Below are 15,295 nucleotides of genomic sequence, written 5' to 3'. Positions count from 1 at the left end.
GGCCTATGGCAAAGCGCAGCAGAGCCGCACCGCGTATGCGGACAGGGCTCAAGAAAAAGAAGGCGCCCAAGGGCCCTGCCAAGAAGATGGCAAAAAAGTCGGGCAAGGGACGCACCTCGCCGGGCGGGAAATCAGTGTCTAAGGCGCCTCTGAAGAAAAAGCCTGCCGACTTACTCGCGCGCGCTGGAGGCAGTGCAACGACGGCGGGCGTAAGCTTCCAGGCATCCGTTGGCGCGGTTTTCGCGGTCCAGATGCTTGCAGAAGCACCAATGGATAGCCGTCTTGGATTGGGCGACGCGAAGCCGCGTGGCGTCCGGTTTGAGAGTGAAGCCGCGGTGGATGACTGCGGGGTCGAGACCGATGCGGGCGGATGGATATTTATTCAAGCCAAAACCGGCGTCAGTCTTTCTGCCCAGCCCGAAAGCGATCTACGGAAAACGGCAGGACAAATGGTCCGCCTCTGGCATAGCGCGCGCAAGGGCCGCGGCAAGAAAGGGTGGGACCGGCCGCTGGACCTGGCGAAAGATCGGTTGCTGCTCGCGGCAGGACCCAATTCGAGTGGCAGCGTCACACGCGACTTGGCGCGCGCGCTGAACACGCGTCGGGCGAAATATAGCGCGCCATTGCCAAACGCCCAGAAGGACGCGCTGAATACCTTCGTCAAAGCGCTGAAGGCGGAGTGGAAGGCGCTTACGAAGGAGGCCGCGCGCGAGAGCGACATTCGTGCCCTTCTTCCTTTTGTTGTTGTAATCTCGTTCGACATGGCTGGCGGCGACCGCGCCGCCGCGATCGCGGGAGCGGGCCATCTCGTCACTCGAGTGAGTACCGCCGCCAATGCCTTTGTCGCATTGGAGAACCATTGCCAACATCTCATGGAAGGCCGTTTGGGTGGTGACGCCACTCAATTCCGGAACGCGCTATCTGCCCTCGGCATCCCCCTGAAAGCACCGCCCCGTTACGAGGCGGATGTCGCGCAACTGGTCCGCTACAGCGAAGAGACAGGCCGCCGGCTGGCGGAATTCGAGAAAACCGTCGTGTTGGGTACCGACATCACGATCGCACGAGACGTCACCCAGTCGGTGGTGGACGCTGCCAAAAGCGGCTCCTTCCTTGTTATCGGCGAGCCGGGCGCTGGCAAAAGCGCGGTCATCAGCGCCGCCGCGGCCGCTCTCCGTGAGCAAAAATGCGACGTCATCGAGTTGGCCGTTGACCAGTTGCCGGTCGTGTCGGCGGAGGGAATGCGTCTCGAACTTGGGCTCGAACACCGGGTCATCGATGTCCTGGACAACTGGCCGGGGGTGAAACCCGCTTTTCTCTTCATTGATGCACTCGATGCCACGCGCGGCGGCGCGGGCGAGCATGTCTTTCGCGGCTTGATTGACGCCGTGGTGAAGCGTCCCGCCTCCCGCTGGCGGGTGATTGCGTCCATCCGCTCGTTTGATCTCCGCATGGGCGAACAGTTCCGCCTCTTGTTCAGAGGCACTCCCCCAGCAGCTGACCGCGCGAGCAAGGATTTTGCAGATATCCGCCACATCACGGTGCCGCCGTGGAGTGTTGCGGAGTTTGCCGCGCTGCGTGTCAACGCGCCGCCGCTGGACCAGGCCATCACGCGCGGCGGCGAGAAACTCCGCGATCTGGCGCGCGTTCCCTTTAATACGCGGCTGCTGGCCGAGCTTCTCACAAACGGGGCGACCCCGGATGCATTCAATAGCATCGCCTCTCAGGTCGAGCTACTGGCGCTTTATTGGCGCAAACGTGTTGAGCAACATGGCAGCGGCGCCGAACTCTGTCTTGGCGCGGCGGTGACGGAAATGGTGGCCGATCGAAGTCTGCGGGCACGGCGTAACACGTCTGCAGCGCCGGATCCCGATGCGTTCGATGCTGTGCTGAAAGACGGCGTGGTGACGTTGTTACCCGACAATCGATTGATTGGCTTCCGGCACCACATTTTGTTCGACTACGCGGCAAGCCGGCTCTTTATCGATCCGCTGAATATCGAAGCGACCGTCGAGCGCTTGCGGGACGACCGCGGCTTGTCGCTGATGCTGGCCCCGGCGATTGGCTTCGCCTTGCAATCCCTTTGGGAGAATGGCGAATCCGACCGCGAGGCTTTTTGGAAAGCGGTCTGTCTTTTCGCCGGAGGCACGGGCGTTGACCCCGTCGCGCGCAGCATCGCGGCCCGCGTCGCATCCGAACTGCCCGCAGATAACGACGACATCAAGGGATTTCTGTCACTTATGCGGGACGACACCCGCCGCAAGGCGGCGACCGTGGCGTTCATGCACGTGGTCGGCTCGATCACGGTGCGCGTGGATGACGGGCTTCCGGTGGCCGATGCCGCCTGGTGTCACTTCGCAGCACGCATCAGCTCCGATCTTGACGGGATTGCCTGGCCGCTTCGGACGCTCCTGACCCGCTTCAGCAAGCGCGTCACCGATCCGGCCGTCCTGGTCGACCTCGGCATCGCGGCGCGCGCGCTTTTTTCCTATGCTTTCGACCGGCCAGCCGCTGATTCATTGACTCCCATTGCGATTGAACTTGTCGCCGATAGCTACCGCTCGGACTCCGTGACGTCACGCACACTACTGTCCAGGACGCTCACAGCGGAGCGCTTGGCCACGCACGCGCATGAAGATATCCCTGCCCTAACACGACAAGCCGAGACCCTTCTTACGGTTGATCCCGGCTTCCTTGTCGAGATTTTCGGAGTGGTTTTTAGCTACGATGTCAGCGACGACAGCAAGACGTCGATGGGACCGAGCCAGATCCTCTCGCTGACGAGCAACAAGCGGCAGGACTACGATCACGCCAAATGGACGTTGAAGGAGATGGTGCCGCGCTTTCTTGGAGCCGAACCGGAACAGGCAATCAAGGCCATTAGTGCGGCATTAGAGGGTTATGTCCGCCGAAAGTATGGAGACGCGGAGACGGTCGTCATCGCGGCCGCAGGCGGAACGCTGACGCTGCTGGCCGATCACAGCCATATCTGGGCATCGGATCCGAACGACCGCCACGCCCATGCCGATAATGCAGCCGCCATTCTTCTCGCTTTTAAGAATCGCCTTGAGACAGCGAGCGACAACGACGCGCGCAGCCTCGCGCAGTATGTTATTCGCCATGCCAAGCCCCTGGTGCTCTGGGCCCGGCTGTTCCTTGTCGGCGCGAAGCGGGCGGAGGTTCTTGAAACGCTCCTGTGGCCCTACGTCCGAGACGTGGGGTTCTTGCGCGCGTCCGATACAACAAAGGATGCCGTCGATCTTGTTGCCGCGGCCTATCCGCAAATCGACGAACCGGATCGGCGGCAATTTGAGGAAAGCGCATTGGCAATTGAGTACCCGGACTCAAGCGATCCAGCGCGATCCCGGCTGCGCTTCCTGGGTACGCTATTTGGCACAATCGGCGCGCCTCTGCTCGTGACAGAGCAGGCCCGCGCAATCGTGGATGAGGCTGGCACGAAGGCCGTTTCGACGGAAAATCGTCGACCCTTTCAAATCACTACGAGCAGCCACCAGCCGGAGCCTTATTTTTGGCTCCCGAAGGAAATCGATATCGAGTCTCCGGCCAACGCCGCTTTGCTCCGTCTCGTGGAGCAGCTGGAAGCTGAAACGAACGATCTGATGCGCGGTCTTGCGGCGGCCGAAGTGCTGACGGCCGCTCTCGCCGCGGACGCTACGGCTTCGGCCGCTTCGCGCATCAAGGAGTATGCAGAGGATCAGCTTGGCGCCACTTTCGAGAAACTCGCGGCTCAAAAGGATGGCTTAAGGCAAGACGCAGATGCAGCCGGGCGGCTGTGGTCGCTTGTGTCGTCATTTTTCCGACATGCGCGTCCGGCTGACCAGCCCGGAAAAGCTGCGGATCGGGGACCCCGAGCGTCGGCCGTAGAAGCCGCGCTTCGTCTCTGCACTTTGTCGCAGTCGATGGCGGATACCTATCTCCCGAAAGTTGCCGACCTAGAGAGCGATCCAAACGCCGGAGTCCGGTTCATTTTCGCCGATCATCTCGGCTGCCTCTGGGAATTTCGGCGAGACGACTTCTGGCGGATTGCGGAGACCTACATTAGCGAGGAATCTAACGATGATGTCCTACGCGCTATCACCAACTTTCTCTGCCGGGCGGTGCATCACGACGTGGAGAAGACCGAGGACCTGGCCCTGAAGTTGTTTCCCCGCGCGACACGCGAGAAGGATCCGCACGGCGATCGCATTGTCGAGGGTATCGCGACCATCGTGGCCGTCCTGTGGACGCGGTACGAGAGGCCGCGCGCTCACAGTCTGATCGAGACTTGGCTGTCCGAACCGGAGGGATATGAGCGCGAGCTTCTCCGCGTGGTTTCAACCATGCGCGGCCACATCGTCGATGGTTACCGCTCTGGCAAAGCCGCCGATATCAAGCTGCGTAAAAGCGTTCAGAAGCTCGCGAGCGAGATTGTAACACACGCGGCGGCCTGTCTTGAAGATTATTATGCGAAAGGCGAAGCAAACGTCAACGCGACGGAGCGCGCGCGCGTGCGCGTGTGCGCCCGTGTTATCGATCACGTCGGCGATCAGCTTTATTTTTCATCGGGTGCAACGGCGAACGGGAGCGAGGATGTTTCGTTGGCCAGCATCGAGAGCAAGCGGGCGTTCTTGGACGACCTGGCGCCGATGATTCGGCGTCTCGGCGATGTCGGCATACCGCATACCATCTACTACCTTGTCGATCTGCTTGATTTCTTGCGGCCCGCCGATCCTGAGGCCGTTTTCGATCTTATCGCGCATGCACTTCTCAAGGGCGGCGCGCGGAATGGCTACCAATTTGAGTCTCTCGCGACGAATAAGTTTGTTGCCATCGTCGGCATCTATCTGGCCGACCACCGTGGGATTTTCGCCAGCGCGGAACGTCGCGAAAAGCTTATCTCTTGCCTCGACCTTTTCGTGGACGCGGGTTGGCCGGCGGCGCGGCGCCTGCTCTATCGGTTGCCCGAGCTTCTCTGACAAAATTGGAAGCTCGGCCCGCTGTTGCGAAATTCGCGCGGCCCTATAAGCTACCCAGCGTTGCACAGTGCCTTCATTGCGTCCCCTGTTCGTTTCACCAAGGCAATTCAGGAGTCCTCTAATGCCGAGTTTTACGGCCCCCAACGGCTCAACGGTCAGTATTCCGGGGCCGGACGTTGTGCGGATGCGCGTCGTCTATCCGGAGGAGTCCACCGAAACCAATGCGAAATGCCGGATCGATCACCCGGGCGTGCAGTTCGTCACCGAGGACTCGAGCGCAGTCGTTCCTGCTGTGAAGTCCGAAAACCCCAATATCGGCCAGCTAACCCTGCCGAACGGCAAGCCCGTGTGGTTCAATGGCACGGTCTCGCGGGGGCCGGTCCGCCTTGTGAGTGGTCATCCACCCGAAGCGCACTCGGCGCTCTATATCACCGACAAGATCCAATACGTCACCGAGACGCCAGAGGCGGTGAAGACCGTCGTCGCGGCAGCGGGCGGCAATGCTTTGCCGATCCCCTCCGAGGGGTTCTTTGCGACGATCGCTAACGTGTTCAGCAAGTTCAACGCGCCGCCTGAGGTGTGGGACTGAGGCCTCGTCCGTCACGGACGCGGGTCGCCGCCGCCGAGTTGGATCACCGCATGGGTGCTGGATGGCGCGAAATCGAGTGCCGGGCTCAGGCGGCAGTCCTGATCGAACTCGTCTCCGCCGATAGCCTCCCCAAAACGGGAATATTCGCGGACAAGGCCGGAGACTTTCGGCGATTTCCCGCTCAAGTCCGGCGCAGCGGGAGTCCAGAGACGAAAGCGAAAGCGCGAAAAGCCCGGATTTCCGGCCTATTCTCGTGTTTCTGAAAGAGCCTGGCCGAACCCATGACTGCCTGGCTGCGGTGGGAGGGATCGAACTTCCGGATGGTAGAATCGAAGTTGGGCAGATGCGCGTGGTAGCTATCGGCTTGCTGGGTTGAATTTGAACAAATGAGCTTCAGGGTATGAGCTTGAAGGGCCTCCACACCGGTCAAACCTCCGAACAACCGCCCTGCGCGCTCCGCTTAGTTTCCTCAACCAAATCAACGCGATTCCACCCGTCCAGTCCCCTCCTGCAAAAATATTCCGCTTCGTCCGCACCCCAAATCACGCTTACAACTCCCGCCATCCTGTCCCGCTCAGAGCAACCATGCTGAGAAGTAGCCCGGCGATCGGGCGGCCTCAAGGCTGGCGCTGACGCGCCCCCGCCTTCGGCGGCTACGGCCTTGACCCCGCCCGCTCGTCGGTCTGTTGGCTTTCCATGCGCACGGTCGGAGACCGAGCGCAGTCAACCCGTGGCGTGACGGCCGGGATTCCATTTCTGGCGGCGTGCGAGCATCGTGTTGAGAATGATGATCAGCTTGCGCATGCAGGCGACGAGCGCAACCTTGGGCTCCTTTCCCTTGGCAAGCAGACGCTGATAGAAGGCCTTGAGCACCGGGTTACACTGCGTAGCTGCGCCGAGACAGGGCATGTAGAATGCGTTTCGCACCCAGCGGCGCCCGCCCTTGATGTAGCGCTCGCCGCGCCGCTTGCCGCTATCATCGTCGTAAGGGGCAACGCCGATCAGGGCGGCGGCGACCTCGTCGCTGACCTGTCCGAGCTCGGGCATTCCTGCAATGAGGATCGCGGACGTCACGTGCGCGAGGCCCGGAACACTCTCGATGATCTCGGCACGCTCGGCAAACTCCGGTGTGGCCTTGACCTTGGCAGAGATTGCGGCCTCGAGCTTGTCCATTTCGGCGGCGAGGTTCTTCAAGACACGCGCATAAGCCTTCCGGGCCGGTTCTGGGGCCGCATGCTCGTCCTGAGCCTGCAGGCGGATCTTGACGTCGACCAGGGCCGTGCGCGCTTTCGCCAGCGCCGCGAGTTCCTCACGCGCGGCATCAGGGGTCTGGCCCGGCGCCTGGCTGAACGTCTCGGCAAACCAGGCGATCATCTCCGCGTCGATCGGATCGTTCTTCGCCAAGCGTCCGGCCGACTGCGCAAAGCTGCGGACCCGCCTGGGATCGACGATCCGCACCTCGATGCCGGCTTTGTGCAGCACGTTGCGCCATTCCAGCTCGTAGCCGCCGCTTGCCTCCATCACCGCCTTGCCCACTTGGTATCTTCTCAGCCAGGCAACCAGCTTGCGATGACCTTGTGCGGTGTTCGGGAACGTTTGCCGCAACGTGAATCTGCGAATGCAGGCATCCACCTTGTCTTTGGCCACGTCAATACCGACGACAACGAGATCGTTTTGTGCCATCTTCTACTCCCTTCCTTGCTCGGTTCGGGCTCGAAGCCCTTGCAACTATTCGGGTTGAGGAAGACCACCGGAGCTGTCCCTTGCTCTGATCTCAGGCTCTGCCGCCTTTGGGGCGTCACGGGCTCAGTTCCAGCGACGGGCGGTTTTGCGAGAACCGCCCGTTCGCACATTCTGGCAGATTTCGCGGACACAAGGGGCGTCGGCCGTCGTCACGACGAGGGGCAGGTTGCGGTGGACGCGGCAGCGTCGGGCGCGTGTGGTGGTCGCAGGGCGGGCTTTGCTCGTGAGCGGACACAGCGTGCGGACGACCGGCGTAGTGCCTGGTGGAGTCGTTGAGGCGAAACCAGATGTGTCGCGTACGGCAAAACCGTGTGGGCCTGGCATCCGTTGCTGATGTCAAGCTGGCGGAGGCGAAGTCGAGCCAACCGGTTCGATCAGCCTTAATCCGCCAGCGACGGTGACAAAAACAGAATTCGTCGCCGGGGTGAGCACGGCATAAGCCGTAAAACCATTGCGCAGGGAATGTCGGAGTGTTTCCGCTGACCTGTATGCTCGTGTGCGTCACTTTCTACCCTTTGCACGCGAGACCGCGGGTGCAGCGTGCGCCCCGGCATTCCCTGCGCCCTCTTATTTGGGCGAATGAATTTGCAAGGCTCAGGCGGAACATGCCGCGAGGATGAAGAACTGTATCTATCATTTGTCATTCCGGGATGGTCCGAAGGACCAGACCTCAGATGCGCAATTGCGCATCTGAGGTTCGATGCTGCGCATCGCCCCGGAATGACGGCGCCAAAAATGGATTGCTTCCGCCTTCGCTCGCGGAGCTTCGGCGGACAAGTCGCTTCGCTCGCAATGATGGTGTTTTACCCAATGCAGCCGCTGTTTAAATTCAGAACAATTCGCAACACACCGCTCCTGCGAATGAGTGGCGATTGCGACATTTATCCGCGCTTTGATCTTGCACATCGCCCTGCTACACCGCCGCGCATGAGCAGCACGCATTCCACCAAAACCTCCGTCGCCGCGATCTCGATTTTTGCCAGCGCCGGCATGGCCGCCGCAAAATTCGTGGTCGGCATCGCAATCGGCTCGCTGGCGCTGATCTCGGAGGCCCTGCACTCGTCCGTCGACCTGGTGGCGACCGTCATCACCTGGCTGGTGGTGCGGGTGTCCGACAAGCCCGCCGACGACGAGCACCATTATGGCCATGGCAAGATCGAGAGCCTGTCGGCGCTCGGCGTCATCGCGATGCTCTATGTGCTGGCCGGCGGCATCCTGGTGGCGGCCTGGGGCCGGCTGCATGAGGGAACGCCGCCGCCGGTGCTGTCGGCGATCCCGTTCGTCGTGCTGGTGGCCGACATATCAGTGAATTTCTGGCGGGCCTGGGCGCTGCACCGCGCGGCGCGCGCGACCAAAAGCCAGGCGCTCGCCGCCGACGCGCTGCATTTCGCCTCCGACGTGTTCGGGTCGTTCGCCGTCATCATCGGGCTCGCGCTCTCGGGCCTCGGTTACTGGTGGGGCGATGCGGCGGCCGCGATCGGCGTTGCCGTGATGATTTCGATCCTCGGCCTGCGGCTGGCGCGCTCCACCGTCGAGACCCTGCTCGACCGCGCGCCGGACGGCGTCTCGGAAAAAGCCACCGCCGCGATCCGCGCGGTGCCGGGCGTGGTCGATGTGGAACGTTTGCGGGTCCGCATGGTCGGCCCCACCCATTTCATCGACGCCATCGTCAAGGTGCCGCGCACCACCCCGATCGACCGCGTCGAGGCGATCAAGCGCAACGCGCAGGCAGCCGTCTCCAGCGCGCTCGGCGACGCCGACCTGACCTTCACGGCGGTGCCGGTCGCCCGCGACAATGAGAGCGTGCGCGAGCGCATCATGGTGATCGCGCGCAATTCCGGCCTCGCCATCCACCATGTCACCGTGCACGACGTCGGCGGCCGGCTGACGGTCTCGATCGACCTCGAGGTCGACGGCGAGATGGAGCTTCTGGCGGCGCACGACATCGCCCATGACCTGGAGCGCAGCATCCGCGACGAATTTGGCGAGGATGTCGAGGTCGACACCCATATCGAGCCGCTGGAGCCGGAATTGCCGCACGGCACCGACGCGCAGCCGGCGCGGGTCGAGGCCGTCAAGGCCGCGCTGACGCGCTTTGCCGCCAATGGGGCCATCCACGACATCCATAACGTGCGGGTCCGCGACACCGACGCCGGCGAAATCGTCAACTTCCACTGCCGCGCCGCGCCGTCGATGAGCGTCATCAAGGTGCACGAGAGCGTCGACGAGATCGAGCGCGCGCTGCGCCGCGCCTTCCCCTCCATCAAGCGCGTCATCAGCCACGCCGAGCCGCCGCGCACGTAGTCTTACGTAGTCCTGCGGAGCGTTCCCGTTTCGGACTCACTTTTGGAATCCCTATTTCGCTTTGGACAAGATTTATTTCAAATTAACGAATCGTTGACTCTCGACAGCTCCGGAAAACTGGATTCAAATCACTGTGATTCGGAAGCGACGTGGGGTGCTTCCGGACGGTGTTAAAAAACACATATGGTGGGGGTCTACAGCATGGCGCGTGCGCATGCGGCGAACGCGTGTGTCCAATCCGACTCGATCAAGGGATTGGCGCAATCGATCGCGAAGCCGGCCTATCACAGGCTGCTCACCGCGGAGCCGGCATTGCGCCGCGCCGTGCCCACCCTGATCATCGCCTTCCTGATCACCATCTGCCTCGGCGCCTTCGTGCAGGTCATCGACCAGAGCCGGCAGAAACGCGCCGCGATGAAGCGCGACATCGCCGCCCTCACCGACCTCTTGGCCGAACGCCTCGATCACCTCGCCTCCATCCGGCAGGACCGCCCCGCCAACATCGAGCGGCTGCAAGCCCTGTTGCCCGATCTCATCCCCGCCTGGGCGGTCGCCGCCGGCCGTCACGTCATCATCACCGGCGCCGATCACCGCGTGCTGGCCCGCGTTCCCGCCGAAGCCGGCATGGGCGGCAGCGACCGCGTGCTCGACGTCATCAGCACGGCGCAGTTGCTGGCCGCGCCCGGCCAGCAAGGCGTCGTCAACGACATGACGCTGCCGAACGGCAACGGCGCCATGGCGATCTCAAAGCTGGTCAAGCAACTGCCCGGCCAGGTCATCGTCATCCAGGAGAGTGTCGATCCGCTCTGGGGATCCGATGCCGCGCTCTCGGTCACGCTGTCCGCGACCACGGGATTCGTCGTGCTGATCCTCGGCTTCGCCTTCCACTGGCAATCGACCCGCGCCCGCGAGGGCGACCTGATCAACGACGCCGTGCGCGGCCGGATCGACACCGCGCTCAACCGCGGCCGCTGCGGCCTGTGGGACTGGGACCTCTCGCGCGGAAGGATCTTCTGGTCGCAGTCGATGTTCACCATGCTGGGGCTGGACTCCCGCCACGACCTGCTCACCTTCGGCGAAGTCAACGCGCTGGTGAAATCCGACGACATCAACCTGTTCGACATCGCCGATCAGCTGATCTCCGGCAAGCTCGACCACATCGACCAGACGTTTCGCATGCAGCACACCGGCGGCCACTGGATCTGGCTGCGCGTCCGCTGCGAACTCAGCCAGGCCGCGGCCGACGGCGGACTGCATTTGATCGGCATCGCCGTCGACATCACCGAGCAGAAGAGCCTCGCCGAAAAGACCGTGGAAGCTGATCTGCGGCTGCGCGACGCCATCGAGACCATCCCGGAAGCCTTCGTGCTATGGGACGCGGACGACCGCCTGGTGCTCTGCAACTCGCATTTCCAGCGCCTGCACAAGCTGCCGGACTCGGCGGTGACCCCCGGCACGTCCTACGAGACCGTGATCGAGGTCGGCAGTATGCCGGAAGTCCGCACCCGGCTGCACGAGACCGGCGCCCAGGCGCCCGGCGCGCGCACCTTCGAGGCGCAGCTCGACGACGGCAGCTGGCTGCACATCTCGGAACGCCGCACCAAGGACGGCGGCTACGTCTCGGTCGGCACCGACATCACCCGCATCAAGGAACACGAACAGAAGCTGATCGAAAACGACGGCCGGCTGCGCGCCAACGTGCTCGACCTGAAGAAATCTCAGGCCGAGCTTGCCGATCTTGCCGAGAAATATTCGCAGGAGAAGAACCGCGCCGAGGAAGCCAACCAGGCCAAGTCGAAATTCCTCGCCAATATGAGCCACGAACTGCGCACCCCGCTCAACGCCATCATCGGCTTCTCCGAGATCATGGGCAGCGGCATGTTCGGCGTACTCGGCTCCGACAAGTATCAGGAGTACTGCCACGACATCCTGACGTCGGGAAAATACCTGCTCGAGGTCATCAACGACATCCTCGACATGTCGAAGATCGAGGCCGGCCGCATGAAGCTCGACATGGAGCAGCTCGATCTGTCGAAGATCGTGGCGGAGTCGCTGCGGGTGGTCTCCGGCCGCGCCGAGGACAAGCATCTGACGCTCGACGCCGAGGTCGAAAGCACGATCTCGCTGGTCGCCGACCGCCGCGCGGTCAAGCAGATCTTCGTCAACCTCTTGTCGAACGCGGTGAAGTTCACCCCCGACGACGGCCGCGTCACCGTCCGCAGCCGGGTGCTGCCCGACTCCATCGTGCTTGTCATCGCCGACACCGGCATCGGCATCGCGCCGGAATCGCTGCGGCGGCTGGGCAAGCCGTTCGAACAGGTCGAGAGCCAGCTCACCAAGACCTATCAGGGCTCGGGATTGGGGCTTGCGATCGCCCGGTCGCTGACCAATCTGCATGGCGGAAATATGCAGCTGCGCTCCAAGCTCGGCACCGGCACCATCGTGCGCGTCACCCTGCCGCGCGATCCGCAAGCGGCGAAGCTGTCGGCGGCGGCCTGATCCGGCGGCTTACTCCAGCGTCGGCGCGACCTCGCGCGCGACCTGCACCAATGCAGCGATCAACGGCGTCATCGGGTCGCGCTGCGGGATCACGAGGCCGATGCTGTAATTGACCACGGGATCGACGATCGGAATGCTGCGGACGGCGTCCGCAAGTCCGAGCGTCTCGGCGAGCTTCGCCGGCATCACGCTGGCCCAGCGCCCGGTCTTGACGTGGGTGTAGAGCACCAGCAGCGAGTTCGACGTCAGCGTCGGAACGGCTTCCGCGCCCACCGACTTCAGCGCGCGGTCGATGATGCGGCGGTTCTGCATGTCCGGCGTCAGCAGGCACAGCGGCACCTGCCCGACCTCCTTCCAGGTCACCTGCTTGCGATCGCCGAACATCGCATCGGGCGCCGTCAGCAGGCGGTAGCTTTCGTTATAGAGCGGAATGGTGCGAACCTTGCCGATCGGCTCGTTCTCGATATAGGTCAGCCCGGCATCGACCTCGAGATTTTCCAACAACCCCAGCACGTCGGCCGAGGTGCAGGACTGGATTTGAAACTGCACATCGGGATGCTTGGCGCGGAACGGCGTCGTCAGCGACGCCACCATGCCGAGCACGGTCGGGATCGCGGCGAGCCTGATCTCGCCGGAGAGCTTGTCCTTGAGGCCGTTGATCTCCTGCCGCATCGCGCGGGCATCGCCGACGATCCGCCGCGCCCAGTCGAGCGTGCGTTCGCCTTCCGGCGTAAAGCCCTGAAAGCGCGAGCCGCGCTGCACCAGCATGACGCCGAGGATTTCCTCGAGCTGCTTGAGGCTGGTCGACATCGTCGGCTGGGTGACGCCGCAGGCCTCGGCAGCCCGTCCGAAGTGCCGCTCCTTTGCCAGCGCCAGCAGAAGTTCAAGCTTGTCGATCAAGAAGTGAGCCCCAAAAAGTTAAACATGAATCCGGCTGTTCCGCTGTCACAAATAGCACGGCTGCCGCGCCGACCCTACGCCAAAGCCGCGGTCCAAACACGCGGTTTCGTCATCATTGCGATTTCATATCGCTCGATTTCGACAGCCAATTGATCGGGTTTCCGTATCGCAGCATGAGACAGCTTTATTGATATCCGGAGCAATTCCAATTCTGATCCGCGGGCCATAACCCTCTCAGCGAGAATGCGGATGACACCGGCCTACGAACCCTGGAACGAGGCGCGCGGCGCCGAGATCATCGCCGAACACGATCACCTCGAAGGGGCCACGCTGGTGATCCTGCACGCGCTGCAGGAAGCCTTCGGTTACATCCCGCAGCCCGCCATTCCCATGATCGCCGCCGCACTTAATTTGTCACGCGCCGAGGTCCATGGCGTGTTCACGTTCTATCACGACTTCCGTCACCAGCCCGCCGGCCGCCATGTGCTGAAACTTTGCCGCGCCGAGGCCTGCCAGGCCGCCGGCGGCGATGCGCTTGCAGCGCGCGCGGAGAGCAAGCTCGGCATTTCCCTAGGCAATACCACCGCCGATGCGCGCGTCACGCTGGAACCGATCTATTGCCTCGGCCTCTGCGCCACCGCGCCGTCGGCGATGCTGGACGGCCGCGTCATCGGACGGCTCGACGAAGCGCGGATCGACGCGCTGGTTGCGGAGGCGCAGCGATGACGATGCGTCTCTTCGTTTCCCGTGATGCCGGCGCGGTTGCTGTCGGCGCCGATGAAGTGGCACTCGCGCTGGAACAGGCCGCGGGCAAGCGCGGCATCGCCGTCGAGATCGTCCGGACCGGGTCGCGCGGGCTCTATTGGCTGGAGCCGATGGTCGAGGTCGCCACCCCCAAGGGTCGGATCGCGTTCGGCCCCGTGACCCCGGCTGAGGCGCTGTCCGTGCTCGACGCCATGGCCGCCGACGGCCCGCACGCGCTGCGGCTGGGTATCACCGACGAGATTCCCTGGCTCAAGCGCCAGACCCGGCTGACCTTCGCCCGCTGCGGCGTGATCGACCCCCGGTCGGTCGAGGACTACCGCGCCCATGACGGCTACAAGGGCTTGGAACGAGCACTGCGGCTGACCCCGGGCGAGATCCTCACCGACGTCACCGCATCCGGATTGCGCGGTCGCGGCGGTGCCGGGTTCCCCACCGGCATCAAGTGGAACACCGTGGCGCAGGCCAGCGCCGACCGCAAATACATCGTCTGCAACGCCGACGAAGGCGACAGCGGCACCTTTGCGGATCGCATGATCATGGAAGGCGATCCCTTCGTCGTGATCGAAGGCATGACGATTGCCGGGATCACCGTCGGCGCCACCAAGGGTTACATCTATATCCGCTCGGAATATCCCCATGCGGTGACCGCCATGAACGCCGCGATCGCGGCAGCCACGCGCGCCGGCTATCTCGGCGCGAAAATCGGCGGCTCCGGCCATCATTTCGATCTCGAAGTCCGGGTCGGCGCCGGCGCCTATGTCTGTGGCGAAGAGACCTCGCTCTTGGAAAGCCTCGAAGGCCGCCGCGGCATCGTCCGCGCCAAGCCGCCGCTGCCGGCGCACAAGGGCCTGTTCGGCCGGCCGACCGTGATCAACAACGTGCTGTCGTTCGCGGCGATCCCCTTCATCCTCGCCGGCGGCGCCAAGGCCTACGCTAATTTCGGCATGGGCCGTTCACGCGGCACGATGCCGATCCAGCTCGCCGGTAATATCAGATATGGCGGCCTGTTCGAAACGGCTTTCGGTATCACGCTCGGCGAACTGATCGACGATATCGGCGGCGGCACCTTTACCGGCCGCGAGGTCCGCGCGGTTCAGGTCGGCGGTCCGCTCGGTGCCTATTTCCCCCGTGCGCTGTTCGACACGCCGTTCGACTATGAAGCCTTCGCCGCGCGTGACGGGCTGATCGGCCATGGCGGCATCGTCGTGTTCGACGACAGCGTCGACATGGCCAAACAAGCCCGCTTTGCGATGGAATTCTGCGCCGTCGAATCCTGCGGCAAGTGCACACCATGCCGGATCGGTTCGACCCGCGGCGTCGAGACTATCGACAAGATCCGCCGCGGCGAACGCGTCGCTGAGAACATCGCCGTGGTCGAAGACCTCTGCAACACCATGAAATTCGGTTCGCTCTGCGCACTCGGCGGCTTCACGCCCTACCCCGTCTCGAGCGCGCTGAAACACTTCCGGGAAGATTTTGGCCCGGCCCCTACCAAACTTCAGGCCGCGGAATAGGAGATCGC

The 15,295-nt window shown here is 63.2% G+C and carries 8 protein-coding genes; 6 read left to right on the top strand and 2 right to left on the bottom strand.

What is annotated here, in order from left to right; genetic code table 11:
* The first annotated feature begins 35 nt into the window (after nt 1-35).
* Together FFI89_RS11720 and FFI89_RS11715 are read left to right on the top strand one after the other, a co-directional pair.
* Nucleotides 36-4,973 (top strand): hypothetical protein, encoded by a 4,938-nt coding sequence (locus FFI89_RS11720; protein ID WP_138836651.1) that lies wholly within the window; start codon nt 36-38, stop codon nt 4,971-4,973.
* Between the two features lie 121 nt (nt 4,974-5,094).
* Nucleotides 5,095-5,562, top strand: a complete 468-nt coding sequence (locus FFI89_RS11715) for a hypothetical protein (protein WP_138836649.1) — start codon at nt 5,095-5,097, stop codon at nt 5,560-5,562.
* A gap of 723 nt (nt 5,563-6,285) precedes the next feature.
* Here the strand turns inward: FFI89_RS11715 and FFI89_RS11710 are convergent.
* Nucleotides 6,286-7,245: an IS110 family transposase gene (locus FFI89_RS11710; protein WP_138831594.1), complete on the bottom strand. Its 960-nt coding sequence runs from the start codon at nt 7,243-7,245 to the stop codon at nt 6,286-6,288.
* Nucleotides 7,246-8,232: 987 nt separating this feature from the next.
* Between FFI89_RS11710 and FFI89_RS11705 the strand changes: the two genes are divergently transcribed.
* The gene (locus FFI89_RS11705) at nt 8,233-9,609 is read left to right on the top strand and encodes a cation-efflux pump (protein ID WP_138836647.1); all 1,377 of its coding nucleotides are present in this window, start codon (nt 8,233-8,235) and stop codon (nt 9,607-9,609) included.
* 201 nt (nt 9,610-9,810) lie between these two features.
* On the top strand, nt 9,811-12,108 hold the full coding sequence (locus tag FFI89_RS11700; RefSeq protein WP_138836644.1) for a PAS domain-containing sensor histidine kinase: 2,298 nt from the start codon (nt 9,811-9,813) through the stop codon (nt 12,106-12,108).
* A gap of 9 nt (nt 12,109-12,117) precedes the next feature.
* On the opposite strand, the gene FFI89_RS11695 is transcribed toward FFI89_RS11700, so the two are convergent.
* On the bottom strand, nt 12,118-13,008 hold the full coding sequence (locus tag FFI89_RS11695) for a LysR family transcriptional regulator (protein WP_138836642.1): 891 nt from the start codon (nt 13,006-13,008) through the stop codon (nt 12,118-12,120).
* 249 nt (nt 13,009-13,257) lie between these two features.
* On the opposite strand from FFI89_RS11695, the gene FFI89_RS11690 reads away from it, so the two are divergent.
* Nucleotides 13,258-13,734 (top strand): formate dehydrogenase subunit gamma, encoded by a 477-nt coding sequence (locus FFI89_RS11690; protein WP_168212866.1) that lies wholly within the window; start codon nt 13,258-13,260, stop codon nt 13,732-13,734.
* On the top strand, nt 13,731-15,287 hold the full coding sequence (locus tag FFI89_RS11685; protein ID WP_138836639.1) for an NADH-quinone oxidoreductase subunit NuoF: 1,557 nt from the start codon (nt 13,731-13,733) through the stop codon (nt 15,285-15,287). The genes FFI89_RS11690 and FFI89_RS11685 overlap by 4 nt, the downstream gene beginning before the upstream one ends.
* Nucleotides 15,288-15,295: the final 8 nt, after the last annotated feature.

The organism is Bradyrhizobium sp. KBS0727, assembly GCF_005937885.2.
Lineage (GTDB): Bacteria > Pseudomonadota > Alphaproteobacteria > Rhizobiales > Xanthobacteraceae > Bradyrhizobium.
This window is presented reverse-complemented; position numbering and strand designations above follow the sequence as displayed.

Excerpts from the sequence above, each read along its gene's own strand:
- FFI89_RS11720 (WP_138836651.1), top strand. The coding sequence starts at position 36 with ATGCGGACAGGGCTCAAGAAAAAGAAGGCGCCCAAGGGCCCTGCCAAG.
- FFI89_RS11690 (WP_168212866.1), top strand. The coding sequence starts at position 13,258 with ATGACACCGGCCTACGAACCCTGGAACGAGGCGCGCGGCGCCGAGATC.
- FFI89_RS11715 (WP_138836649.1), top strand. The coding sequence starts at position 5,095 with ATGCCGAGTTTTACGGCCCCCAACGGCTCAACGGTCAGTATTCCGGGG.
- FFI89_RS11710 (WP_138831594.1), bottom strand. The coding sequence starts at position 7,245 with ATGGCACAAAACGATCTCGTTGTCGTCGGTATTGACGTGGCCAAAGAC.
- FFI89_RS11705 (WP_138836647.1), top strand. The coding sequence starts at position 8,233 with ATGAGCAGCACGCATTCCACCAAAACCTCCGTCGCCGCGATCTCGATT.
- FFI89_RS11685 (WP_138836639.1), top strand. The coding sequence starts at position 13,731 with ATGACGATGCGTCTCTTCGTTTCCCGTGATGCCGGCGCGGTTGCTGTC.
- FFI89_RS11700 (WP_138836644.1), top strand. The coding sequence starts at position 9,811 with ATGGCGCGTGCGCATGCGGCGAACGCGTGTGTCCAATCCGACTCGATC.